The following is a 23,375-nucleotide window of genomic DNA, read 5'->3' as shown; positions in this document are numbered from 1 at the left end:
ATGACTTCAGCGCCCACGACCACCACCGCGACCACGACCCACGCCGTGCCCGTCTCGCCGACGACGGGTGCACTGCGCCCGCTCGGCCTCGACGAGGTGCGCATCACGGGCGGACTCTGGGCCGAACGCCAGCGCGTGAACGGCTCGGCGACGCTCGACCACATCGAGCGCTGGCTCGAGCGCGAGGGATGGCTCGGCAACTTCGACCTCGCGGTCTCGGGCGGGCTGCCCGATGGGCGCCGCGGGCGCGAGTTCAGCGACTCCGAGGTGTACAAGTACCTCGAGGCGGTCTCGTGGGAGATCGGTCGCCTCCAGGCGGTGGCGGATGCCGCGGCATCCGTCGCCCGCCTCGAGGCCCGCCTGCACGCGATCGTCGCCAGGGTCGCCGCCGCGCAGGAGCCCGACGGCTACCTCAACACGCGGTTCGGCCGACCGGGCCAGGAGCCGCGGTGGACCGACCTCGAGTGGGGCCACGAGCTGTACTGCCTCGGCCACCTGTTCCAGGCGGCGGTCGCCCGAGTGCGCACGCGTCCCGATGCCGACGACGGACTCGTCGAGGTCGCGCGTCGCGCGGCCGACCTCGTGTGCGAGGTCTTCGGCGAGGGCGGCGACGAGCGCATCTGCGGGCATGCCGAGATCGAGGTCGGCCTGGCCGAGCTGGGTCGCGCGCTGGGGGAGCCGCGCTACCTCGAGCAGGCGCGCCTCTTCGTCGAGCGGCACGGGCGCGGAACGCTCGCCGACATCGAGTGGGGCCGGTCGTACTACCAGGACGACGTGGCCGTGCGCGACGCCGAGGCCCTGCGCGGGCACTCGGTGCGCGCGAACTACCTGGCGGCCGGCGCGACCGACGTCGCCGTCGAGTCGGGCGACCGCGAGCTGTTCGGGGCGCTCGACCGGCAGTGGGAGCGCACGCGCGAGCGCCGCACCTACGTCACGGGCGGGCAGGGCTCGCACCACCAGGACGAGGCGTTCGGCGAGGACTGGGAGCTGCCGAGCGATCGCGCCTACTCCGAGACGTGCGCGGGCGTGGCCTCGGTCATGTTCAGCTGGCGGCTGCTGCTCGCGAACGGCGGGGCGCGCCACGCCGACCTCATCGAGCGCACGCTCTTCAACGTGATCGAGACGTCTCCGGATGCCGCGGGCACGGCCTTCTACTACGCGAACACGCTGCACCAGCGGGTGCCGGGCGCGCCCGCCGATCCCGATGTCGTGTCGCCACGCGCGCACTCGTCGCTGCGGGCGCCCTGGTTCGACGTGTCGTGCTGCCCGCCGAACACGGCGCGCACGTTCGCGAGCCTCGCCGGCTACCTCGCGACGGCGGATGCCGCGGGCGTGCAGCTGCACCAGTACGCGCCGTCGGTCGTGCGCACCGTGCTGGCCGATGGCCGCGAGGTCGCCTTCGAGGTCGAGACGTCGTACCCGCGATCGGGGTCGATCGTGGTGCGCCTGCTGGCGGACTCGGCCGAACCGTGGCAGCTGTCGCTCCGCGTGCCGGCGTGGGCCGAGGGCGCGACCCTGACCCTGCGCCCCGCCGACGGGTCACCCTCCGAAGAGCGGGCGGCCGCGCCCGGCACGGTCTCGATCGCGCGGGCGTTCGCGGCGGGCGACGAGGTCGAGCTCGCGCTGCCGATGGCTCCGCGGTTCGTCGCGCCCGACTCCCGGGTCGATGCGGTTCGCGGATGCCTCGTGGTCGAGCGCGGCCCCGAGGTGTTCGCGCTCGAGTCGGTCGACCTCGCCGGGACGCCGCTCGCGGCATCCGACTTCGCCGATCTGCGGGTCGACCCGGCAGTCGAGCCGATCGACGTGGCGTCGGCGGATGACGCCCGCGTGCTCGTGCGCCTCGTCGATGCGCGAACGGATGCCGCGGCCGACGTGCCGCTCGTGCCGTACCACGCGTGGGCCGAGCGAGGTCCGTCGACCATGCGCGTCTGGATCCCGGCGCTCTAGGCGCGGCGCCACGGACCACCACGAACGGAACGGGCGCCCGGTGGAATCCACCGGGCGCCCGTTCGTGCGTGCGCTATGCGTCGGCGTTCAGGCGTCAGCCCTTGACGCGGATCGCGCGGCGGGCGCCGAACGCGATGCCCGCGAGCGTGAGCAGTGCGGCGGCGAGTGCCGCGAGCGGCATGGTGTCGAAGCCGGTCGAGGCGAGGCCGGCCTTCGTGCCGGTCGCCGCGGTCGTGCCGGTGCCTGCCGGGGTGCTCGTGCCGGTGCCGTTGTCGGTGCCCGAGTCGGTGCCGTCGTCGTCACCGTCGTCGGTCGGCGTCTCGGTCGACGCAGCGGTGATGGTCACCGGGAACCGGTAGCTTCCCTCGCCGTCGGTCACGACGATCTCGTGGTCGCCGGTCGGGGTGTCGGAGTCGATCGAGCCCGTGCCCGAGAACGAACCGTCGGAACCCGACGTGACCGAGGCGATCGACTGCGGGGTCGAGTGCAGTTCGACCTCGTACTCTGTGTCGGCGGCGAAGCCGGTGCCGGTGACGGTGATGGAGCCGCCGGGGGTCAGCGAGCCGGTGATCGCGACCTTGGGGTCGAGTGCCGGGTCGACCGGGTCGACCGGGTCGGTCGGCTTCACGATGCAGTCGGTCAGGACGGTGGTCTGCGCGAGCAGCGTGTCGCCGTGCGCGGGGCCCGTACGGACCCCGATGACGTGGGCGCCGGAGTCCTTGGCGAAGGCGTGCTCGACCTTGACGGGCGAGTTCTCGAAGACCGCGAGGAAGTCGGTCGGCTTGCCGTCGACCGAGACGATGGCCGAGTACGTGCCGTTGATCTTCGAGGCGAGGAGCTCGGCGTTGGTGAGCGTGACGACTGCGGTGCCGCAGGTCGTGACGGTGTCGATCGTGGCGACGGCGGCGAAGTCACCGGTCGCGCACTCGGTCGACCCCGAGTCGACGACGCTCGTGACGGGCTCGGTGCCGAAGCCCTGGTAGGCGGTGACGCTCACCGAGTAGGTGTGCGTGCCGTAGGCCTCGGTGCCCGCCTCGCCCTTGAGGAGCGGGAAGTCGGTGAGCGTGTAGGCCGCGCCGAACGTCTCCACGGCGACGGGCTCGCCGTCGACCGTGACGGTGACGGTGTTCGGCTCCGCGTCGGCGGGGATCGCGGCCGAGACCAGTTCCTCCTTGGTGACCGCGTCCTGTGCAGCGACCTCGACGTGCGTGCGGGTCTCGCCCGTGAAGTAGTAGAGCGTCCAGTCGTAGACCAGCACCTTGCCGGCGTCCTTGTGCGAGACGTGCTCGACCTTGCCGAACAGCGGCTTGTAGACGTAGTCGGTGTGGCTGACCTCGGCGACGGCGGGGGAGACCTCGACGGTCTGGTACACGGCGTCGGCGCCGGGCTCGACGGCGTAGCCGGAGAGGTCGACGGTCAGTGCGTCGCAGCTGGCGACGACGGAGTTCGCGGTGGTCGGCGTCGCGGCGGATGCCGGGGCGACGGTGCCGGCGAGGGCGAGGCCTGCGCCGAGCACGGCGACGACCAGCGCGGGAATGGTGCGCTTCATCGGGTTCCTTACACGTAGGGTTCGGGCGCGCAGAGACGCCAGTCTCGGCGCGGGTATCCCGTGAGCCTACGGAGAGGCAGCGGCTGAACGGTCGACGAAACGGAGGATGGCCCCCGCATTGGGGGCACCTCAGGTTCCGCGCGCTCCGCCTCCCGACCCGCGCGCGTCGCGACTACTCGACCGGCGAGCGTGCCCCGAGGTCGTGAGCATGCTCCGACAGCACCGCCGCGTGCTCGGTGCGGGCGAGGTAGTCGCGGATCGTGTCGCGACTGCGGCTGAGGCAGGCGATGCGCTCCTCGATGCCGACGAGCTCGGTCGCGAGCATGTCGGCGACCGCCCGGGGGCAGCTCGGTCGGGCTTCGGCGGCGGCGTCCTCGAGTTCGAGCAGCTCCTTCACGAGCTTGGTCGCGATGCCGGACTGCACGAGGCTCGCGATGTGCTGCACGCGCGCCACGTCGTCCTCGTCGTACTCGCGGTATCCGTTCGAGCCCCGGGTCGCGGCGAGCAGGTCCTGCTGCTCGTAGTACCGTACGAGCCGCGTCGAGACGCCGGCCTGTCGGGCGACTTCGCCGATGCGCATGCGGTCCTCCGGATTCGTCTGTCGGGCCCCTTGACCTTGACATTGATGTCAAAGTTTAGCGTCGAAGCATGGACGACGCCACGACCGCCCGAAGCACCTCGGGAACGACCACCGCCACGACCGCCACGACCGCGTCGACCCGCTCCGGCACCGGCCGCGCACCGACATCCGCCCTGCCCTGGCCGGCGCTGATCGTGCTCGGGGCCGCGACCTTCGTCATGGTCACCGCCGAGATGCTGCCGACGGCGGTGCTGCCGCAGATGTCCGCAGGACTGGGGGTCTCCGAGGCGCAGACGGGCCTGCTCGTCTCCATCTGGGCGGGCGTGGTCGTCGTCGGGAGCCTGCCGCTCGTGCGGCTCGTGCGCCGCATCGACCGGCGGACGGTCGTGATCTGGAGCCTCGTCGGCCTCGCGCTCGCGGCGGCCTCGACCGCGTTCGCGCCGACCTACGAGCTCGTCGTGGCCGGTCGCGTCGCCGGGGCGCTCGCCGTCGGCCTGCTCTGGGCGACGACGAACGCGCTCACGGCCGACCTCGTCGACGAACGCGACCTGGCGCGCGGCGTCGCGATCGTGCTCGGCGGTGCGACGCTCGGCATGGTCATCGGCACCCCGATCGCGAGCCTCGTCGCACAGGGCGTCGGCTGGCGGGCGACGTTCGCGGGGCTCGCGGTCGCGGCACTGGCCTCGGCGATCGCCGTGCGGGTCGTCGTGCGGCGATCCGCGCGGCCCGTCACGCACCCCGCGAGCACGGGCACGGGTGGGGCGACGGATGCCGCGCCGCAGCCGACCGCGCAGGCAGGCCGGGCGCGCGGCATCCGCCCGATGCTCGCCGTGGTCGCCCTCGTGGGCCTGCTGCTGGTGGGGCACTACGGCGTCTACACGTTCATCACCCGGATGCTCGCGGAGGCCGCGGCCCCGCTGCCGGGCGGCGTCGGCACGATGCTGCTCGTGTTCGGCCTCGCCTCGGCCGGCGGCGTCGTGCTCGCGGGGCGGTTCGGCGCCCGAACCGCCCGGGCGCTCGTCGTGGCGGCCGTCGCGACGGGGCTCGCCCTCGGCGCGCTGGCGCTCGTCGGCACGAGCCCCGCGGTCGGCATCGTGGTGGTCGTGGTGTGGGGCGTCGCGTCGGGGGCTGTTCCGCCCCTCGCGCAGACGATGATCCTGCAGCTCGCGGGCGCCGCCCACCGCGACCTGGCGGGCGCGCTGATCCCGGTGGTGTTCAACCTCGGCATCGCCGTCGGCGCCGGGATCGCGGCGGGCATCGTCGGCGGCGCGGGAACCGCACCCCTGCCCGCCTTCGGGGCGACGGTCGTCGCGGCATCCGTGATCGGACTGCTCATCGTGGCGAGATCCTTTCGGGACGCGTCTTTCGGGCCACTGTTGCCGGAGGGTGATCGCGCGCATGGTTGAGGGGTACCCCACGAAAGGACCCCACGCATGACCCGCATCGCGATCAACGGATTCGGCCGCATCGGACGCAACGTCGTCCGCGCACTCATCGAGCGCGACGCCGACCTCGAGCTCGTCGCCGTCAACGACCTCACCTCCCCGGCCGAGCTCGCGCGTCTGCTCAAGTACGACACGGCGGGCGGCCGCTTCCGCGGCACCGTCGAGGTCGACGGCGACGTGCTCGTCATCGACGGCCGCCGCGTGAAGGTGCTCGCCGAGCGCGACCCCGCGAAGCTCCCCTGGGGCGAGCTCGGCGTCGAGCTCGTGCTCGAGTCGACCGGCCGCTTCACCGACGCCGAGGCCGCGAAGGCCCACATCGCCGCGGGCGCCAAGAAGGTGCTCGTCTCGGCCCCGGCCAGCGGCGCCGACGCCACGCTCGTCTACGGCGTGAACACCGAGGCGTACAACCCCGAGACCGACGTCATCGTCTCGAACGCGTCGTGCACGACGAACGCGCTCGCCCCGCTCGCGAAGGTCCTCGACGACCTCGCCGGCATCGAGCACGGCTTCATGACGACCGTGCACGCGTACACGCAGGACCAGAACCTGCAGGACGCCCCGCACTCCGACCCGCGTCGCGCCCGCGCCGCCGCCGAGAACATCGTGCCGAGCTCGACCGGTGCCGCGAAGGCCATCGGCCTCGTGCTGCCGAACCTCGACGGCAAGCTCAGCGGCGACGCCATGCGCGTGCCGATCCCCGTGGGCTCGATCGTCGAGCTCAACGCGACCGTCGCGAAGGACGTCACCCGCGACGAGGTGCTCGCCGCCTACAAGGCCGCGGCCGACGGCCCCCTCGCCGGCGTGCTCGAGTACTCCGACGAGGCGCTCGTGTCGAGCGACATCGTCGGCAACCCGCACTCGTCGATCTTCGACTCGGAGCTCACCCGCGTCGACGGCAAGCACATCAAGGTCGTCGCCTGGTACGACAACGAGTGGGGCTTCTCGAACCGCGTGATCGACTCGCTGCAGCTGCTCGCCGCCTGACCTCGGCGGATCGGGGGGCCCTTCACCGGCATGGCCGGTGGAGGGCCCTTCCGCGTCGTCGGCACCGGGTGACGATGTCGGCGGCATGCGCCAGACTGGCGCGGTGACGCGTCGAGGGGTTCTGCTGTTCGCCGCGCTCGGCATCGCGTGGGGCATCCCCTATCTCTTCATCAAGATCGCGGTGAGCGAGCTCGAGCCCGCCATGGTGGTGCTCGGCCGATCCGGGCTGGCCGCCGTGCTGCTGCTGCCGCTCGCGTTCTTCCGTCGCGAGGTCGTCGCCGTCGTGCGCCGCTGGAAGCCGATGCTCGCGTACACGATCGTCGAGATCGTGCTGCCCTGGTACTTCCTCAGCTCCGCCGAGCAGCAGCTGCCGAGCTCGACCGCCGGCCTGCTGCTGGCCGCCGTGCCGCTCGCGGGCGTCGCGATCGCGTTCGCCATGGGGCGCCCCGAGCGTCTCAGCGGCTCGAACTGGCTCGGCATCGCCGTCGGCATGCTCGGCGTCGCGGCCCTCGTCGGGCTCGACGTCGCCGGCTCCGATCTCGGCGCCGTCGCTGAGATGGCCGTCGTGGTCGTCGGCTACGCCCTGGGCCCGGCGATCCTCTCCCGGTGGATGCCCGACCTGCCCGGCATCGGCGTGGTCGCCGTCTCGCTGGCCGTGGCGGCCGTCATCTACGTGCCGGTCGTGTTCGCGACCTCGGCCTGGCCGACCGCCTGGCCCTCGACGCCCGTGGTGGTCTCGATCATCGTGCTCGCGGTCGTGTGCAGCGCGCTCGCGTTCATCCTCATGGTCGCGCTCATCGGCGAGATCGGCCCCGTGAAGGCGACCACGATCACCTACGTGAACCCGGCCGTCGCGATCGTCGCCGGGGTGCTCGTGCTCGGCGAGCGCATCACCGTCTGGACCGTCGTCGGCTTCGTGCTCGTGCTCGCCGGCTCGTACCTCGTCACGCGCCGTCGCCGCGATCCCGTCGCCGTGGGTCCACCCGAGCCGGCGCCGGTCGAGTAGCGCTGTCCACGGTCGCTCCAGGTTCGTCGCGGGCGAGCACTGCGCCGACCATGCCGAGTGCCGCCGCGACGACCATCATGGCGGCGACCGGCCACCAGTGCCCCGCGGTGGCGACGAGCCACGCGGCGAGCAGCGGCGAGAGCCCGCCGCCGACGATCGCACCCGCCTCGCGTCCGATCGTGACACCCGAGTAGCGCACCCTCGCGTCGAAGAGCGAGGCGAACCACATCGGCTGCACGCCGTCGGCGGCCGCGTTGACCACGCCGATCGTCAGCGCGACCACGCCGATGACGAGCGCGGCCGAACCCGACTCGAGGGCCACGAAGACGGGCACGGCGATCACGGCGAGGCCGCCGAGTGCGGCGATCGTCAGTCGCGCCGGCAGGATGCGCTCGCCGAGGCGGCCCCAGATCGGGCACGCGACGACCGCGATGCCGGCGCCCACGAGCAGCGCCGTGAGCGTGACCCAACGCTCGACGCCGAGGCTCGCGGCGTAGCCGAGGCAGAACACCGACACGAGGTAGAAGGTCGTGTTCTGCCCGGCACGCACCAGGAACACGGCGACCACGTTGCGCGGACGACGGAGCACCTCCCGGAGCGGATGACGCGACGCACGACGCCGCTCGAGGAGCGCCGTGAACTCCGGCGACTCGTCGACGCGGCGCCGCAGGTGGACGCCGACCCCGACGAGCACGATGCTCGCGAGGAACGGGATCCGCCACCCCCACGCGAGCAGCTGCTGCTCGTCGAGGGCGCCCACGAGCACGACGAACGCGAGGTTGCCGAGGATCAGGCCGACGTACAGCGCGCTCTGCACGAGGCCGCCGCGCGCACCGGCGCGCGCGGGTGAGCTCTCGATCGCGAGCAGCACGGCGCCGCCCCACTCGCCACCGGTCGCGGCGCCCTGCGCGAGGCGGAGCAGCACCAGCAGCGCGGGTGCGAGCGCGCCGACCTGCGCGTGGGTGGGCAGCAGTCCGATGAGGGTCGTGGCGATGCCCATGACGAGCAGCGTGCCGAGCAGCGTGGTGCGCCGGCCGTACCGGTCGCCGAGATGTCCGGCGACGAGCCCGCCGAGCGGGCGCGCCAGGAACCCGGTCGCGTAGACCGCGAACGAGAGCAGCACGCCCGTCAGCGGATCCTCGTCGGGGAAGAACAGCGCAGGGAACACGAGCGCCGCAGCCGTGCCGTAGAGGAAGAAGTCGTACCACTCGAGCGCCGTGCCGATCGAGGCCGCGGCGACGGCTCGGCGAGCGCGGCCGGGCGGTGACGAGCCGTCGCCCGGTGGCGGTCCGGGCGGCAGGCTCCGGCCCAGCGCCTCATGGTCAGTGGCGGGCAGCGCCGGCGGGTGGGCAGGGTCGACGTACGCGCGATCGCTCATCGCGACATCCCTTCGCTAGTCCGAACTAGATCAGGTTCGACGGGTGTGATCTCAGCCGCGGATCGCGGCACCCCGTGTCACTGCCCGCGAGCCTAGCGGTTCGCCGGCACGCGCCGGATTCTGCCCTGAGCGGATGCGCGAGACATCCGCCCACCGGCTGGGTAGCCTCGCGACATGGACGCGATCCGGCTGCAGGAGACCGAGCGGATGCCGCGGCGCGGCGCCGAACGCGAGCGCACCCCGCTCTGGCGCGAGGCGCTCGGCGCCTTCCTCCGGCGAGAACGCCTCGCCCAGGAACGCATCCTGGCCGATGTCGCACGCGACGCCGACGTCTCGACGCAGTACCTCTCCGAGATCGAACGCGGCCGCAAGGAGCCCTCGAGCGAGATCCTGGCCGCCGTGACCGAGGCGCTGGGGCTCACCCTGCTCGACGTCGCCGCCGGGGTCGCCGCCGAGCTCACGGGCCGGGAGGCGCAGACGTCGCCGCGCCCGCTCGTCGTGCTCGACCTCACCGCGCGTGGTGGGTGGCCGGCGCATCACGAGACGTCGGCTCCGGTCGCGGGCTCGATCCACGACGTCGCCCTCGTCGCCTAGCCCTCGAGCGCCGGTGCGCCGGGCCGCTGCACCGCGACCACCCGGTCGGCGAGCCCGTACTCGACGGCGGCCGCGGCATCCAGGATCAGCTCCCGATCGGTGTCGTGGCGCACCTGTTCGCGCGTGCGCCCGGTGTCGTGCGCGAGCACGGCCTCGAGCTCGCCGCGAACGCGCAGCACCTCGTCGGCGTGGATGATGAGGTCGGGGATGGAGCCGCGCCCCTGCGTCGACGGCTGGTGCAGCACCGCGCGCCCGTGGCGCAGGATGCCCCGCATGCCGGGCGCTCCGCCAGCGAGCAGCATGGCGACGGGGCCGCCGACCTGCCCCACGCACGTCGTCGCGACCGCCGGCCGGATGTGCTGCATGGTGTCGTACACCGCGAGCGCGGCCTGCGGCGATCCGCCGGGGGAGTTGAGGTAGAGGTGCACGGGCGCCTCCTGGCTGTCGGCCTCGAGGTGCAGCAGCTGGGCGATGAGCACGTTGGCCACGCCGTCGTCGATCTCGGTGCCGAGGGTGATGATCCGCTCGGCGAGCAGGCTGCTGTACACGTCGACCGTGCGCTCGACGTTGCCGCGCCGTTCGGTCACGTACGGGATCGTGTAGCCGCTCATGCGAGCGCCCCCTGCCTGGCCGCGGCGGCGGGGTCTGCGAGCGGGTGGCTCGTGGCATCCGACCGGAAACCGGGACCGTGCAGGCGCCCGCGCGCACCGGGGTAGATGTCGATCGCGTCGTGCACGACCCGGTCGATGAACCCGTAGGCGACGGCCTCGTCGGCGCTCACCCAGCGGTCGCGCAGCGAGTCCTCGGTGATGCGCTCGAGCGGCTGCCCGGTGTGCTCGGCGAGGAGGCCCAGCATGGTGTCGCGCGTCTGCCGCAGGTCGTCGGCCTGCAGCTCGACGTCGACCGCGGTGCCGCCGATGCCGGCCGACCCCTGGTGCATGAGGATGCGTGCGTGCGGCAGGGCCACGCGCTTGCCGGGCGTCCCGGACGAGAGCAGGAACTGGCCGGCGCTCGCCGCCATGCCTATCGCGACCGTGGCGACGTCGTTCGGGATCGCCTTCATGACGTCCATGATCGCGAGCATGGCGGTCACCGAGCCGCCGGGCGAGTTGATCCAGAACGCGATGTCGCGGTCGGGGTCCTCGGCCGAGAGCAGCAGCAGCTGGCTCGTGAGCCGATTGCCGAGGTTCTGGTCGAGTTCGCTGCCGAGCACGATGACGCGCTGGCGGAACAGCTGGGTCGAGAGGTCCGCATCGATCGGATGCAGTGGGGCCTGGGTGTCTTCGCTCATGCCTCCAGAGTGCGCCGAGCGGATGTCGCGTGCCGGCGTTTCCGCCGTGGGCAGTGCTGCCGTGAGCAGTGCTGCCCTGGGCAGTGCTGCCGTGGGCTGAACACGGTCCGATCGGCGCGGGGGATGCCGCGGCGGCGCCCCTCTCGTAGAATCGGACTGCGCTTCGGCGCCGCCCCAACCGACCCCCGACGGCCAGGAGCCCGAGTGACGACATCCGTTGACGACCCGCCCCCCGGTCGTCGTGCGGCCGCACGCGCGTCAGCGGCGACCCCTCGGCGAGCGTCCGACGACGGGCGATTCCGCTATCACGTGTGCTCGCTCGAACCCGGCGGCGAGTACGAGGAGACCATCGTCGAGGTCGCCGGCGATGCCGGCCCGCGGTTCTTCGCGACCGACACGGGCGCGCTCATGACCGAGGTCTCCGAGCGCTACGTCGCTGTGCGGCGCACGAGCGAGATCCGGTCGATGCACGAACTCGACGCCGACGAGATGGCCGAGCTCGAGGCCGAGCTCGGGTTCGTGCGGCCCGTCGCCGGACACGATCCGCTCGAGGACCCCGCCTGGACCGAGCTGCTCGACGAGCGCGAGTCGGCGGGAGCGACCGGACCCGTCGGTGCGACCGGGCCAGTGGCGCCGCTCCGATCCACCGGACCCGTGGCGCCCCTCCGTTCCACCGGCCCGGTGTTCCCGCTTCGCGCGACGGCCCCGATCACGCCGGTCGCGCCGGCGGCGCGCGTCGAGGCCGGGCCCGCCGAGCCCGATGAGCGGGCCGAGCCCGATGAGCGCATCGCGCTCGTCGCCGGGTTCGGCACCGACGACCCCCGAGACACTCCCGAGCCGGCAGCCGCCGACCTCCCTGCACGCAGCACGAAAGACGTGGACATGACGATGGAATCCGACGCCGACTGGACCTTCGAGCAGTTCGAGGCGGTGGTCGCGGGGTCCGCTCCCGCTCCGGCCCCGGCGCGTGCGGTTCCGGCCGCGCCGATCGCGCCCGTCACGCCGATCGCGCCCGCCTCTGCCGCTCCGGCGCACACGCCGACGGCAGGCGCCGCCGCACCGACGCCGGCATCCGCTCGCCCGGTGGCACCAGGCGCGAACGCGGCCGCACTGCAGATCGGGCTCGCGCAGGGCATCGCGTTCGTGGCGCACCGCGGCCAGACCGACAAGCTCGGCGCCGAGTACATCGACCACCCCGCGCGCGTGGCCGAGACCTTCGACCCGATCGCGCAGCCGGCCGAGGTCGCCGTGGCGTGGCTGCACGACGTGCTCGAGGACACCGACCTCACCGCTGAGCGGCTTCGCGAGGCGGGCGTCGAGCACGAGATCATCGACGCCGTGCAGCTGCTCACGCGCACGCCCGATGTCTCCGCGGCCGAGTACTACGCGCGCATCCGCACCAACGCGGTGGCGCGCAACGTCAAGCTCGCCGACATCGCCGACAACTCCGCGCCCTGGCGCCTGCGCAAGCTCGACCACGAGACCCAGGCCCGCCTCGCCGAGAAGTACGCCAAGGCGCGCGCCGCCCTCGCCTGACCCGCGCCCCTCCTTCCCTCACCTCTCCCCTCTCCCCGCTCCCGAACCTCCCCTTCCCGCGCCCCGGCTGAGGCGCGCCACGGGTGTTCGGCGCTTCGGGGACCCTTCGCGCGGGCGCCGGATCCGTCGAACACCCGTGACGAGGCCGGCGGCTGTCCGCCTGCCTGCACCGCGCTGCTCGCACGACGTCGCGCGACGAGCGCGCCCTGCCATCGGCATCCAGAATTCTTCAGTATTCGGTCTTGCTAAGTACCGGTACTCATGCTTACTATGTACCAGTAGTCAGCAACACCGAGTACCAGAAGCAACCGAGTAGAAGAAGGAGGATTCCATGGGCAAGCAGACGACCGAGATGCTGAAGGGCACGCTCGAGGGCATCGTCCTCGCGATCCTGGCCAGGCAGCCGGCATACGGGTACGAGATCACCGCCCGGCTCCGCGACCAGGGCTTCTCCGACATCGCCGAGGGCACGATCTACGCCCTGCTGGTCCGCATCGAGCAGCGCGGCCTCGTCGACGTCGAGAAGGTCCCGTCCGAGAAGGGCCCGCCGCGCAAGGTCTACGCGTTGAACGCGACCGGCGGCGAGTACCTCGACGAGTTCTGGAGGACCTGGAGCTTCCTCGCCGAACGCATCGAACAGCTCCACCGCGATATCCGACCGACGCACGACACGCACGACACCGACGAAGCAGAAGGAGCATGACCATGACCGCGAAGTGGATCGAAGCCCTCACCGGCTCGCTCGAGCAGAAGAAGCAGTACCGGCAGTACAAGGCCCGCATCGCGGCGCTGCCCGAGCCGTATCGCACGGCCGCGAACGCGTTCGAGCGGTACTTCATGTACCAGGGCGGCATCACCGACGGCGACCCCGCGGTCATGATGACCATGCTCGGCGACTTCGCCGACCTGTGGGAGCGTGCCGCGGTCGACGAGACGCCCGTCAGCGCGATCGTCGGCGACGACTCGGTCGCGTTCGCCGAGGCTTTCAGCGAGGCCTACGTGGGCAAGCGCTGGGTCGACAAGGAGCGCAACCGCCTCACCAAGACGATCGAGGGCCTCGAAGAGGCCGAAGGGAAGGAAGACCGATGACCACCGCAACCCAGCCCGCACCCGCGATCCGGGTGCAGGGCATCGAGAAGTCCTTCAAGGACCTCCAGGTGCTGAAGGGCGTCGACTTCGACGTGAAGGCGGGCAGCATCTTCGCGCTGCTCGGCTCGAACGGAGCCGGCAAGACGACGCTCGTGCGCATCCTGTCGACGCTGCTGAAGGCCGACGCCGGTTCCGCGACGGTGCAGGGCTTCGACGTCTCGGCCGAGCCGGGCGACGTGCGCGAGTCGATCAGCCTCACCGGGCAGTTCGCCGCGGTCGACGAGGTGCTGAGCGGGCGCGAGAACCTCGTGCTCGTCGCCAAGCTCCGGCACCTGAAGAACCCGGGCGCCATCGCCGACGACCTGCTCGCGCGGTTCTCGCTCACCGAGGCGGGCGGCCGCAGGGCGGCGACCTACTCGGGCGGCATGCGTCGCCGGCTCGACATCGCGATGAGCCTCATCGGCGAGCCGTCGATCATCTTCCTCGACGAGCCGACCACGGGTCTCGACCCGCAGGCGCGCATCGAGGTCTGGGAGACCGTCAAGCAGCTCGCGAAGGGCGGCACGACCGTGCTGCTCACCACGCAGTACCTCGACGAGGCCGAGCAGTTGGCCGACCGCATCGCGATCCTGCACGAGGGCCGCATCATCCAGAACGGCACCCTCGCCGAGCTCAAGCAGCTCCTGCCGGCCGCGAAGGTCGAGTACGTCGAGAAGCAGCCCTCCCTCGAGGACGTCTTCCTCACCCTGGTCGGCGCCGGCGCGGCATCCGCGTCCGGCACCACCTCCGCGTCCGGCACCACCTCCGACACCGGAAAGGCCTCATCATGACCACCCACGTCCTCGGCGACACCCGTGTGCTCACGGGCCGCTCGCTGACGCACATCCTCCGCAGCCCCGACACGATCATCACGACCGCGGTCACCCCGATCGCGCTCATGCTGCTCTTCGTCTACGTGCTCGGCGGGGCCATCAACACCGGGTCCGACGAGTCGTACATCAACTACATGCTCCCGGGCATCCTGCTGATCACGATCGCGTCGGGCATCGCGTACACCTCGTACCGGCTGTTCCTCGACCTGCAGGGCGGCATCTTCGAGCGCTTCCAGTCCATGCCGATCGCGAGGTCGAGCGTGCTCTGGGCGCATGTGTTCACGTCGGTCATCGCGAACCTCGTCTCGGTGGCGATCGTCATCGGCGTCGCGCTGCTCATGGGCTTCCGCACCGGCGCGAGCGTGGGAGCCTGGCTCGCGGTGGCCGGCATCCTGGCCCTGTTCACGCTGGCCCTGACGTGGCTCGCCGTGGTCGCCGGACTCTCGGCGAAGACGGTCGACGGGGCGAGCGCGTTCAGCTACCCGCTCATCTTCCTGCCGTTCATCAGCTCGGCGTTCGTGCCGACCGACTCCATGCCGGCGCCGGTCGCGTGGTTCGCCGAGAACCAGCCGGTGACCTCGATCGTCGACTCGCTGCGAGCGCTGTTCGCGGGGCAGCCCGTGGGCGGCGACCTCTGGGTCGCGCTCGCCTGGCTCGTCGGCATCCTCGTGGCGGCCTACATCTGGGCGATCGCGATCTACCGTCGCAAGTTCAGCTGAGCGGTCGACGCGCACACAGCACAGCACAGCAACGCCGAAACGGGCGCGAGCGGATGTCGATTCCGCCCGCGCCCGTTCGACGCTTGAATGAGAGCGGATGTCGCGTCTCACCCAGAACGACCCTCGACCGGAAGCGAGCAGCCCATGCGTCCCATCATCATCACCGCGTTCGTCAGCCTCGACGGCGTCATGGACTCCCCGGGCGGCGGCGACCACCCGCGCGCGGGCTGGACCTTCAAGGAGGTGCCCTTCGTCGTCGAGGCGTACGAGCTGAAGGGAACCGAGCAGCTCGAGGCATCCGCGATGCTGCTGGGGCGGCAGAGCTACGACGAGTTCGCGCCGATCTGGCCGACCATGGACGAGTTCGCCGAGTACAACGCGATGCCGAAGTACGTCGTCTCGTCGACGCTCGCCGACCCCGAGTGGAACAACTCGCATGTGCTGCGCTCGCTCGACGAGGTCGCCGAGCTGCGCAACGGCGAGGGCGGGCCGATCATCGTGCACGGCAGTGCGAAGCTCGGGCAGTCGCTCGCGGCGGCCGGCCTCGTCGACCGCTACCACCTGCTGATCTTCCCGGTCACGCTCGGCACGGGCAAGCGCCTCTTCGACGGCAACGCGACGGGCACGCTGAAGCTCGTCGACCAGGCCGTCTACGACAACGGCATCATCAAGGCCGTCTACGACGTCGAGCACTGAGCAGGCGGATGCCGCGGGCGGGCGCTCGCGGCTCCCTTGCCGCCCGGCGGCGGGTCGGAGTAGCCTCCGATCGCCTGTTCATCGTCGATCGGAGCGAACGTGTCCGCTGCAGCCCTTCCCTCGAGCGGTGATGCGCCGGCGCCAGGCGGCAAGACCTGCGACGCCCGCGGCATGGCCGAGATCCACCGCCTGTTCAAGGTCGGGTTCGGCGAGGGCGCTGCGCTCGTGACCGGCGTCGCCGAGGCCGACGCCGCGCACGCCGACGCCGTCGGCGACCACCTCGCGATGCTGTCGACGAGCCTGCACGCCCACCACGAGGGCGAAGACGCGATGCTGTGGGATCGCCTCGAGCAGCGTGCCCCCGGATGCACGCTGCACGTCTCCCGGATGAAGGAGCATCACGCGCAGTTGCTCGTGCACCTGACGGCGCTCGACGCCGCGCTGCCCGCCTGGCGTGCGAGCGGGTCACGTGCGGATGCGGCATCCGTGCTGTCCGCGATCGAGGGGGTGAACGAGGCGCTCGACGTGCACCTGCCGGACGAGGAGGCGAACATCGTGCCCGTCATGGAGCACACCTTCACCCAGAAGGAGATCGAGTGGTTCGGCGAGCACGGCCGGGCCGCGACGCCCAAGGGCAAGACGTTCGTCATGCTCGGCTCGATCCTGGCGGCCCAGCCCGACGGCGGCGACGACTGGATGCGGCGCAACCTGCCCGCACCCGTGCGCGTGATCTGGCGCGCGTTCGGTCGCCGCTCCTACGAGAAGAACCGCGCCGAGCTGCTCGGCACGCGCTGAGCCCGACCCGCGCCGGCGTCAGTCGACCGTCACGGCGTCGCCGACGGCGAGCTCGCCGAGGTTCTGCGGCACGAGCAGCACGCCGAACCAGGTCTTGCCGTCACGGCGGCGGTGCTTCGAGAGCGTGCGGATCGGTTCGAACCCGCGCTGCAGCGTGACCGGGTCGATGCCGGTCATCATGCAGCGGTCGCATCCGCCGGCGTTGCGGAAGCGAACGTCGCCGATGGTGACGAAGCCCCAGTCGTCTTCGGCGAACGGCGCGTCAGCGTCGCCGTCGACGATGAGGTTCGGCCGGAACCGCAGCATGTCGAGTTCGGGCGTGCCCTCGTCGGTCCACGCGTTGAGCGCAGCGAGCGAGGCCTCGGTCGTGAGCAGCAGGGGAGCGGCGTCGGCGAGCGACATGTGATCGCCCTCGAGTCCGCCGTGCTCGGCGCTCACGGGCCGCACGGTCGGGTCGGGCTGCCACACGAGTCGCACCGACTGCCCGATGCGCTCGCTCAGCCAGTCATCTGCCTCGGCACCGGCGGGGAGGGCCGTGCCCTGACGGGAGACGCCCACGGCGACCGGCGCCGCCTGCGTCGGCACGTCGATGCGGAGCGGGTCGGAGGTCGCACCGCCGAGCAGCACCCCGCCGTCGGCCAGCGGTTCGGCCGTGAGGCCCAGCATCTGGTTGCGTTCGCGTGCGGTGACCGTGCGGCCCGTGTCGTCGACGACGGCCCAGCGACGGTCGGTCGCGAGTCCCCAGGGCTCGACGCGTGCGGATCGCACGTCGAGGCCGCCGAGCGACTTCACGGGGTAGAGACGAACGCGGGTGAGCTGCATGCGAACACGCTACCCGCCCGGAGGTGGACGGAAGGCCGACGGAGGCGGCGGCATCCGTCGTACAGGCGTACCCTCTGCCGTAGCCCGCGGGGGAGGGGTCATGCCGTACTACATCATCGAACGCAACTACGCCGAAGACGTGCTCGTGCCGCTCGAGTCGGCCGACGAGATCAACCTCATCAACGACGACGAGGACGTGCGCTGGCTCTATTCGTTCCTCTCGGTCGACCGCCGCAAGAGCTACTGCGTCTACGAGGCGCCGTCGATCGAGGCGATCATCGCCGCCGCCGATCGTGCGGGCATGCCGCACGACGTCATCACCGAGGTCGACGGGCGCGTGCTGCCGAGCGGGGCGTTCGCCGCGGTCGAATGAGCGCGGCCGGCGCCCGCTTCACGCGATGCCGTGGTCGCGGGCGTAGCGCGCCGCGCGCGTGCGGTTCGGTGCGCCGACCTTCATGAGGATGCTCCGCACGTGGTTGGCGGCGGTGTGGTCGCTGATCACGAGCTCGGTCGCGATCTCGCGGTTGCTGAGCCCGTCGGCGAGCAGGCGCAGCACCTCGAGTTCGCGCGCGGTGAGCCCGTCGGGGGCTTCGGATGCCGCGGCCGGGCGCCCCGGAGTCGCCGACGCGTCTGACGGTTCCGGCGTCGACCCGTTCACCCCGCCCGTCCCGTCCGCCCCGTCCGTCCGCACGGGCGCGCCCGGCAGCCCGTCCGAGCCGAGGCCTTCGGGCAGGCCGTCGAGCGCCCGCCGGAGTCCGAGCGGCCCGGCGATCGCGCGGGCGCGCGCCGCGGATTCCCGCGCGGCGGGCAGGTCGCCACTGGCCCCCTGCGACGCCGACGCCGAGGCGAGGGCGTACACGAGGTGCAGCGGCGCCTCGGTCTGCTCGCACAACTCGATCGCCCGCTCGAGGGCCGGGGTCGGATCCGCGTCCCCGCAGACCGCGTCGAGCTCCCCGACGTACCGGTCGGCCGCACCGAACATGGCGATGTAGAACCCGCTCACGAGGTTGCCGCCCGCGAACTCGGCGAACATGGGGCGGAGTGCTGCCGCGGCATCCGCATCTCGCAGCTTGGCCGCGGCCTCGGCCATGAGGGCCAGACGGCTCGGCCACTCGCCCGACACGTGCAGGCGAGGGCCGTCGTGCTCGAGCAGCCCGTGCAGGGTGCGACGGGCGGGCTCGGTCATGCCGAACTCGAGGTACAGGGCGAGCAGGCCGGGGGCCCAGTGCGTCGCGGGGTCCTCGTCGCCCGTGATGAGCCGCGCGACGGTGCCGAGTCGGCCCGACTCGCGCCGGAGCAGGAAGGTCTGCGTCGCGCCCGCTCCCGACGTGAAGTCGGAGCGGAACGAGTTCTCGAGGGCGCCCATGCGGTTCAGGTGGGCGGCGGCGTCCGAGAGGCGGCCGTCGACGAACGCCTCGCCGAACCGCGCGCAGACGATCCAGTACCGCCAGTACGCGCCCCACCGTTCGGATGCCTCGGCGAGCCCGTGCGCGGCGTCGCGCATGCCCGGCCGGTCGCCGATGACGTACGACGAGAGGCTCCGCACGATGCTGCAGAGCCCGCCCCAGTCCTCGTCGATGCCCGCGGTCAGGCGTTCGAGCTCGCGCGCCTGCCCGATGCGGTCGCGGGCGCCCTGCGGCCATTGGAAGAACGAGATCTGCGCTCGGAGCGCGGCCGCCAGGGTGAGGTCGTCGTCGAGCTCGCGGGCGAGGGCGACCGCCCGATCGACGAGATCGCGGCCGCGCTCGAGCTCGCCCGTGAAGGCCCTGGCACGACCGAGGCTCGCGAGCGCGTGCACGTACAGGGCGTCGCGGGGGTCGGCCGGGATGCCGCCGATCGCGGAGTTCAGCAACTCCGCGGCGCGCGCGCCCTCGCGGCCCGGGCGCCACGAGGCGTCCTCGAACCCGATCGCGGCGCGCACCCGGGTGCGCGGATCGGCGGTGTCCATGCGCTTCTCCTGCTCGGCTCGCGCCATCGCGAAGTCCGAGGCGAGCGCCCAGCTGCGGGCTGCGCGCCCGCGCAGCCGGTCGCGTTCGTCGGCCAGCGGCGTGACCTCGGCTGCGCGGTCGTAGAGTCGACCCGCTTCATCGTGGGCGAGCCTGCGCTCGGCGGACTCGGCCGACCGGATGAGGAACGTCGCCGCGCGGTCGCCGTAGCCGAGCGCCCGGGCGGCGCTGTAGTGGTGCGCGAGTCGCTGCACGAGCCGCGGGGCCGACGGGAACCGGCTCTCGAGGGTATCGGCGATGTGGGCGTGCAGCCGCATCGCGGTCGACGGCGGGATCAGGTCGAGGATCGCCTGGCGGGCGATCGCGTGCGGGAACCGGTACGGGCCGGTGTCGCCCGGCGGCGGTTCGAGGAGGCCTGCGCCGAGGATCCCGTCGATCGCGACGAGCGCGTCGTCGGGCGAGGATGCGCCCATCGCGAGCAGCTCGGTCAGGTCGACCTCGACGCCGAGCAGTGCGGCGACCTTCAGCACGTCGAGTTCGTGCGGGGCGAGCAGGGCGAGCCGCGGCTGCAGCAGCTCGTACGCGGACTCGGGCATCTCGACCCTCGCGTGCTCGTCGCCCATGGCGGCGACGACCTGCCGCCACGTGGCACGCACGAGGAACGGGTTGCCCCCGGTGAGGTCGAACAGCGCGTGGGCGACCGCCTGGGCGCGCGACGGCGCGAGGTCCGCACGCGCCCCGATGTACTCGACGAGTTCGCGGCGCGAGAAGGGCGCGAGCTCGAGGCGGTCCACGCGCGCGAGGTGCGTGAGCCGCATGATCAGTCCCGAGAGGGCGTCGGACCGGTCGGGCGGGCTCGGCCGAAGGGCCACGAGCACGAGCACCCTGGCCCTCGCGATGGCGGCGACGAGCAGCTCGAGCAGCCGCACGGCGTCCTCGCCGGCCCAGTGCACGTCGTCGAGCGCGAGCACGATCGGTCGGTCGACGGATGCCTCGGCGAGCAGTTCGGCGACGGCGTCGAACAGTCGATCCTGGGCGATGGGCGGGGCGTCGCGGCGCTCGTCGTCGGGGGCGAAGGCCTCCCTGAGGAGCTCGTGGCCGTCGATCGCGGCGAGCAGCTGCATCAGCGGCTGGTCGAAGGGCTCGAGCGGGCGCCCGAGCTCCTGGATGCACGCGCCCGTGAGCACCACGGCGCCGCGCTCGTGCAGCTCGGCGCAGGCCGTGCTCAGCAGCCTCGACTTGCCGGTTCCGGGTTCGCCGCTGATGAACACGGTTCGACCTTCGCCCGACTCGACGCCCGCGTAGGCCGCGTCGAGGGCGCTCCGTTGCTCGCGTCGCGCCACGAACGGTGAGACGCCGGCCGCCGTCCAGCTCGGCGGCAACGCCGGAGCGGACCAGTCCCGCATGCCCTCCACGATAGCCCCGGCCCCGGTGGTGGTCGATGACCCGAATTGCCCATGCCGGGTCCTCGCACGGGCGGCCGAAGATGGGCGGTCCTCGTCATGTCGCGACTTGACCCGATGCCTACCGTGTGCAGTGTTCGACGGCCGCCGCTCGACCGTCACGAGGGAGTGAGGATCATGAACACGCACCAGACGTTCTGGGGTGCTCCGGCCGCCGCGGCGCTGTTGGCGTTGTCGGCCTGCGCACCGATGACGGCGAGCCTGCCGTCCGACCTGCATCGGCAGAAGGCGACGATGCACTCGACGGAGATCTGCAACATGCCGGCCTACGTTCGCGACCGGGCGCCAGAGGGGCTCTGCTCCGACGGCGACGGCGACGGCGACGGCGACGGCAGCGGCGACGGCAGCGGCTCGACCGGCGGGAGTGGCGCGAACGCGACCGTCGAGGAGACCTCCGACGAGACATCCGCGGGCCTGGGGGCGGGGGCCTCCATCGCCGCCGTGCTCGACGACAAGCAGACGCTCGCCGACGTCCGCCCGACGCCGCCGATCGACGACAACGGCAGCCTCGCCGACCAGCGGCCCACGCCGGCGCCCGAGGTCGAGATCCCGCCGCAGCAGGTGAAGGACTGGTGAGCGGATGCCGAGGGCTCGCCGCACACGAGACGGGGCCGACCTCCCAAGAGGCCGGCCCCGCCGGTGCTGTCGTGCTGTCGTGCAGTCGTGCTGAGGTGTCGCGGTCAGCGACCGCCCGCGGCTACTTGCCCACCGCCTTCAGCGCGTTGACGATGCCGTTGCCGTAGAACCCGTTCTGCTTCAGGTTGCCCTCGCAGGTGTGGGTCGCGGTGAGCGTCGCGCCGGCCGGCGTGATGCGCGTGTAGGTGAACGCCGCCGGGGTCGGGCACGCCGTGTCGACGGCCGTCTGGCGCAGGCGCGCGTCGACGATGGCCGGGGGCAGGTACTTGCCGCCCCGGATCACGTCGGGGATGCCGTACTTGCTCACGATGAGCGCGGCGACGCCCGTCGCGTGCGGCGAGGCCATCGACGTGCCCTGGAGGTACTGGTAGTACCCGCAGGTGGTGCCCGCCGCGTCGCAGCTCTTCACGACGCCGGCCACCAGCACGTTGCCGGCCTCGTCGATCGCGCCGGACTCGAGGGCGAGCGACTTCGGGTAGGCGGCGAGGATCGCCTTGCTGATGTCGCGCGTGTTCGTCGGGGTGTCGTAGACGTCGCCGCCGGGGGCCGCGACATCGATGTAGCCGTTGCCGTAGTCGGAGTAGTACGCCTTGCGCTTCGAGACGCCGGTGCTGCTCACCGAGATGACGCCCTTGCCCTCGCTGGGCATCGACGTGCAGGTCGCGGGGTCGAGCAGGTCGCGCGTGTACGCGACCTCACCGGGCACGTCGGCGAAGTCGGGGCTGCCCACGTCGCTGATGACCTTCGTGTAGTCGGTCGCGCCGTTGCCCGCCGCAGAGACCAGCGTCACGCCGCGGTTGCGCGCGAAGTCGAGCGCACGCTGCATGGCCTTCACGATCGTCTGCTGCTCCTGCTGGTCTTCGGGGGAGTCGGCCGGGTGGCTCGCGCAGTTGAACAGCCACGGGTCGACGTAGTAGCTCATGTTGACCACGTCGACGCCGATCTTGCCCGCGTAGGTGAGGGCGTCGATCGAGGGCTGCAGGAAGAAGTAGCCCGAGTCCTGTCCGGCGCGCAGGTTCACGAGCGTCACGTTCGGCGCGACGCCGGCGATGCCGATGCCGTTGATCGGCGAGCCGATCGTCGAGGCGACGTGCGTGCCGTGTCCGTCTTCGTCGACGTTCGCGGCGTCGTTGCACGAGCCGTCGGCCTCGTCTTCGCAGGGGCCGTCGATGACGTCGCCGTTCGCGTCGAACGGGATGTCGACCGTGAAGTTGCGGCTCTTCGCGTTGTCGAAGTTCGGGGCGATGTCGGGGTGGGTGCCGTCGACGCCGGTGTCGAGGATGCCGACGAGCACCTTCTTGTTGCCGGGTTCGACCTTGTACGAGCCGTCGACGGTGGCGCCGATCTGCTGCATGTCCCACTGGAGCGAGGCGAGCGGCTCGGCGGTGAGCGTCTTGCCGTTGCCCTTCTTCGCAGCGGTGCCGGCGGGCGTCTTGCCGCCGTTCTGGCGCACCTCGGCCTCGGCGGCGTCGAGCTTCTTCGCCTGCTCGCCGCTGACGGCGTCGTCGGGCACGTCGGCGATGACGCGGTTCTGCGCGGTGCCCTCGATGGCGCCCTGCGCGAGGGCCTGCGCCTCGAAGTCGGAGTCGGTGGTGCGCACCGTTGCGACCCCGACGTCGGTGTTCTCGGTGACGATCGTGCCGCCTGCGGCGACGACGGCGGCCTTCGCGGCGGCCGACGAGGTGCCGGCGGTGAAGAGCACGACGAACTCCTGTTCGCCCGTCTCGTCGCCGACGGCGGTCGTGAACGCGCTCGCCGGTGCGGCGGCCAGGGCCGTCAGGGCGAGCGCGAATGCGGATGTTACTGCGATGGTGCGGAATCTACGCATGGTTCTCCTTCACATCGAGCGTGATGATCGAGAGCCTCCCACTCGGCGAAGGGGTGGAACAAGGGGTTGTGCGGACCTCGCACGATACGCGCGGCGCGTGCAGCGAATCACCGCTCATCGGCGGTTCGCGCGCACGCACTCGGCCGCATTCGACCCGCAGACGACGGATGCCGCGGGCGCACGAGCGCCCGCGGCATCC

At 72.0% G+C, this 23,375-nt stretch carries 22 protein-coding genes and 1 riboswitch; of the genes, 14 read left to right on the top strand and 8 right to left on the bottom strand.

The genetic code is table 11. The features are described 5' to 3' along the window. Positions 1–1,947, top strand: coding sequence for a glycoside hydrolase family 127 protein (locus GQR16_RS16335; RefSeq protein WP_157416228.1), 1,947 nt, complete (start codon positions 1–3; stop codon positions 1,945–1,947). A gap of 94 nt (positions 1,948–2,041) precedes the next feature. Here GQR16_RS16335 and GQR16_RS16330 read toward each other — a convergent pair whose 3' ends face one another. Further along, positions 2,042–3,496 (bottom strand): hypothetical protein, encoded by a 1,455-nt coding sequence (locus GQR16_RS16330; protein ID WP_157416227.1) that lies wholly within the window; start codon positions 3,494–3,496, stop codon positions 2,042–2,044. Positions 3,497–3,668: 172 nt separating this feature from the next. Next, complete coding sequence (locus GQR16_RS16325) at positions 3,669–4,076, bottom strand: MerR family transcriptional regulator (RefSeq protein ID WP_157416226.1); 408 nt, start codon at positions 4,074–4,076, stop codon at positions 3,669–3,671. A 68-nt stretch (positions 4,077–4,144) separates the two neighbouring features. On the opposite strand from GQR16_RS16325, the gene GQR16_RS16320 reads away from it, so the two are divergent. From GQR16_RS16320 to GQR16_RS16310, 3 genes are all read left to right on the top strand, one after another. Next, positions 4,145–5,482, top strand: a complete 1,338-nt coding sequence (locus tag GQR16_RS16320; protein ID WP_157416225.1) for an MFS transporter — start codon at positions 4,145–4,147, stop codon at positions 5,480–5,482. A 27-nt stretch (positions 5,483–5,509) separates the two neighbouring features. Further along, positions 5,510–6,505: a type I glyceraldehyde-3-phosphate dehydrogenase gene (gene gap, locus GQR16_RS16315; protein WP_157416224.1), complete on the top strand. Its 996-nt coding sequence runs from the start codon at positions 5,510–5,512 to the stop codon at positions 6,503–6,505. A gap of 103 nt (positions 6,506–6,608) precedes the next feature. Next, positions 6,609–7,511 carry a DMT family transporter gene (locus tag GQR16_RS16310; protein WP_170298542.1) on the top strand — a complete coding sequence of 301 codons (903 nt, stop codon included), beginning with the start codon at positions 6,609–6,611 and terminating at the stop codon, positions 7,509–7,511. Here GQR16_RS16310 and GQR16_RS16305 read toward each other — a convergent pair. After that, positions 7,450–8,889: an MFS transporter gene (locus GQR16_RS16305; RefSeq protein ID WP_157416223.1), complete on the bottom strand. Its 1,440-nt coding sequence runs from the start codon at positions 8,887–8,889 to the stop codon at positions 7,450–7,452. The two genes, GQR16_RS16310 and GQR16_RS16305, sit on opposite strands and share 62 nt — an antisense overlap. Next, a riboswitch (TPP riboswitch) is annotated at positions 8,880–8,974 on the bottom strand. It overlaps the preceding gene by 10 nt. A gap of 89 nt (positions 8,975–9,063) precedes the next feature. Between GQR16_RS16305 and GQR16_RS16300 the strand changes: the two genes are divergently transcribed. Further along, complete coding sequence (locus GQR16_RS16300) at positions 9,064–9,483, top strand: helix-turn-helix domain-containing protein (protein WP_157416222.1); 420 nt, start codon at positions 9,064–9,066, stop codon at positions 9,481–9,483. On the opposite strand, the gene GQR16_RS16295 is transcribed toward GQR16_RS16300, so the two are convergent. Then, positions 9,480–10,094, bottom strand: coding sequence for a ClpP family protease (locus tag GQR16_RS16295; protein ID WP_157416221.1), 615 nt, complete (start codon positions 10,092–10,094; stop codon positions 9,480–9,482). The genes GQR16_RS16300 and GQR16_RS16295 overlap by 4 nt on opposite strands. Further along, positions 10,091–10,774 (bottom strand): ClpP family protease, encoded by a 684-nt coding sequence (locus GQR16_RS16290; RefSeq protein WP_157416220.1) that lies wholly within the window; start codon positions 10,772–10,774, stop codon positions 10,091–10,093. Before GQR16_RS16290 ends, GQR16_RS16295 begins: the two co-directional genes overlap by 4 nt. Positions 10,775–10,978: 204 nt before the next feature. Here GQR16_RS16290 and GQR16_RS19980 point away from each other — a divergent pair, with 204 nt between their 5' ends. The 7 genes from GQR16_RS19980 to GQR16_RS16255 all read left to right on the top strand — a co-directional run bounded on the left by GQR16_RS19980 (position 10,979) and on the right by GQR16_RS16255 (position 16,481). Beyond that, positions 10,979–12,310 (top strand): hypothetical protein, encoded by a 1,332-nt coding sequence (locus tag GQR16_RS19980; protein WP_246200890.1) that lies wholly within the window; start codon positions 10,979–10,981, stop codon positions 12,308–12,310. Positions 12,311–12,641: 331 nt separating this feature from the next. Next, a complete protein-coding gene (locus GQR16_RS16280; protein WP_157416219.1) occupies positions 12,642–13,013 on the top strand; it encodes a PadR family transcriptional regulator in 372 nt (123 codons plus the stop codon). A 2-nt stretch (positions 13,014–13,015) separates the two neighbouring features. Further along, positions 13,016–13,399: a DUF1048 domain-containing protein gene (locus GQR16_RS16275; protein ID WP_157416218.1), complete on the top strand. Its 384-nt coding sequence runs from the start codon at positions 13,016–13,018 to the stop codon at positions 13,397–13,399. Further along, positions 13,396–14,229, top strand: a complete 834-nt coding sequence (locus GQR16_RS16270) for an ABC transporter ATP-binding protein (protein WP_157416217.1) — start codon at positions 13,396–13,398, stop codon at positions 14,227–14,229. Before GQR16_RS16275 ends, GQR16_RS16270 begins: the two co-directional genes overlap by 4 nt. Then, positions 14,226–14,990, top strand: coding sequence for an ABC transporter permease (locus GQR16_RS16265; protein WP_157416216.1), 765 nt, complete (start codon positions 14,226–14,228; stop codon positions 14,988–14,990). Before GQR16_RS16270 ends, GQR16_RS16265 begins: the two co-directional genes overlap by 4 nt. A gap of 144 nt (positions 14,991–15,134) precedes the next feature. Continuing rightward, positions 15,135–15,686 (top strand): dihydrofolate reductase family protein, encoded by a 552-nt coding sequence (locus tag GQR16_RS16260; protein WP_157416215.1) that lies wholly within the window; start codon positions 15,135–15,137, stop codon positions 15,684–15,686. 99 nt (positions 15,687–15,785) lie between these two features. Then, complete coding sequence (locus GQR16_RS16255; RefSeq protein ID WP_157416214.1) at positions 15,786–16,481, top strand: hemerythrin domain-containing protein; 696 nt, start codon at positions 15,786–15,788, stop codon at positions 16,479–16,481. Positions 16,482–16,499: 18 nt separating this feature from the next. Here GQR16_RS16255 and GQR16_RS16250 read toward each other — a convergent pair whose 3' ends face one another. Then, on the bottom strand, positions 16,500–17,303 hold the full coding sequence (locus tag GQR16_RS16250; protein ID WP_157416213.1) for an MOSC domain-containing protein: 804 nt from the start codon (positions 17,301–17,303) through the stop codon (positions 16,500–16,502). 100 nt (positions 17,304–17,403) lie between these two features. Here GQR16_RS16250 and GQR16_RS16245 point away from each other — a divergent pair, with 100 nt between their 5' ends. Further along, positions 17,404–17,676 carry a DUF4242 domain-containing protein gene (locus GQR16_RS16245; RefSeq protein WP_157416212.1) on the top strand — a complete coding sequence of 91 codons (273 nt, stop codon included), beginning with the start codon at positions 17,404–17,406 and terminating at the stop codon, positions 17,674–17,676. Between the two features lie 18 nt (positions 17,677–17,694). Here GQR16_RS16245 and GQR16_RS20090 read toward each other — a convergent pair whose 3' ends face one another. Next, a complete protein-coding gene (locus GQR16_RS20090; RefSeq protein ID WP_170298541.1) occupies positions 17,695–20,655 on the bottom strand; it encodes a helix-turn-helix transcriptional regulator in 2,961 nt (986 codons plus the stop codon). A gap of 174 nt (positions 20,656–20,829) precedes the next feature. On the opposite strand from GQR16_RS20090, the gene GQR16_RS16235 reads away from it, so the two are divergent. Continuing rightward, positions 20,830–21,288, top strand: a complete 459-nt coding sequence (locus GQR16_RS16235; RefSeq protein WP_170298540.1) for a hypothetical protein — start codon at positions 20,830–20,832, stop codon at positions 21,286–21,288. A 121-nt stretch (positions 21,289–21,409) separates the two neighbouring features. On the opposite strand, the gene GQR16_RS16230 is transcribed toward GQR16_RS16235, so the two are convergent. Then, a complete protein-coding gene (locus GQR16_RS16230) occupies positions 21,410–23,176 on the bottom strand; it encodes a S8 family peptidase (protein WP_157416209.1) in 1,767 nt (588 codons plus the stop codon). Between the last annotated feature and the right edge of the window lie 199 nt (positions 23,177–23,375).

Origin of the sequence: Agromyces allii (assembly GCF_009749385.1) — a bacterium.
In the GTDB taxonomy this organism is placed as follows: domain Bacteria; phylum Actinomycetota; class Actinomycetes; order Actinomycetales; family Microbacteriaceae; genus Agromyces; species Agromyces allii.
The sequence above is the reverse complement of the archived record's forward strand: the minus strand, read 5'-3'. Positions and strand labels throughout refer to the sequence as shown.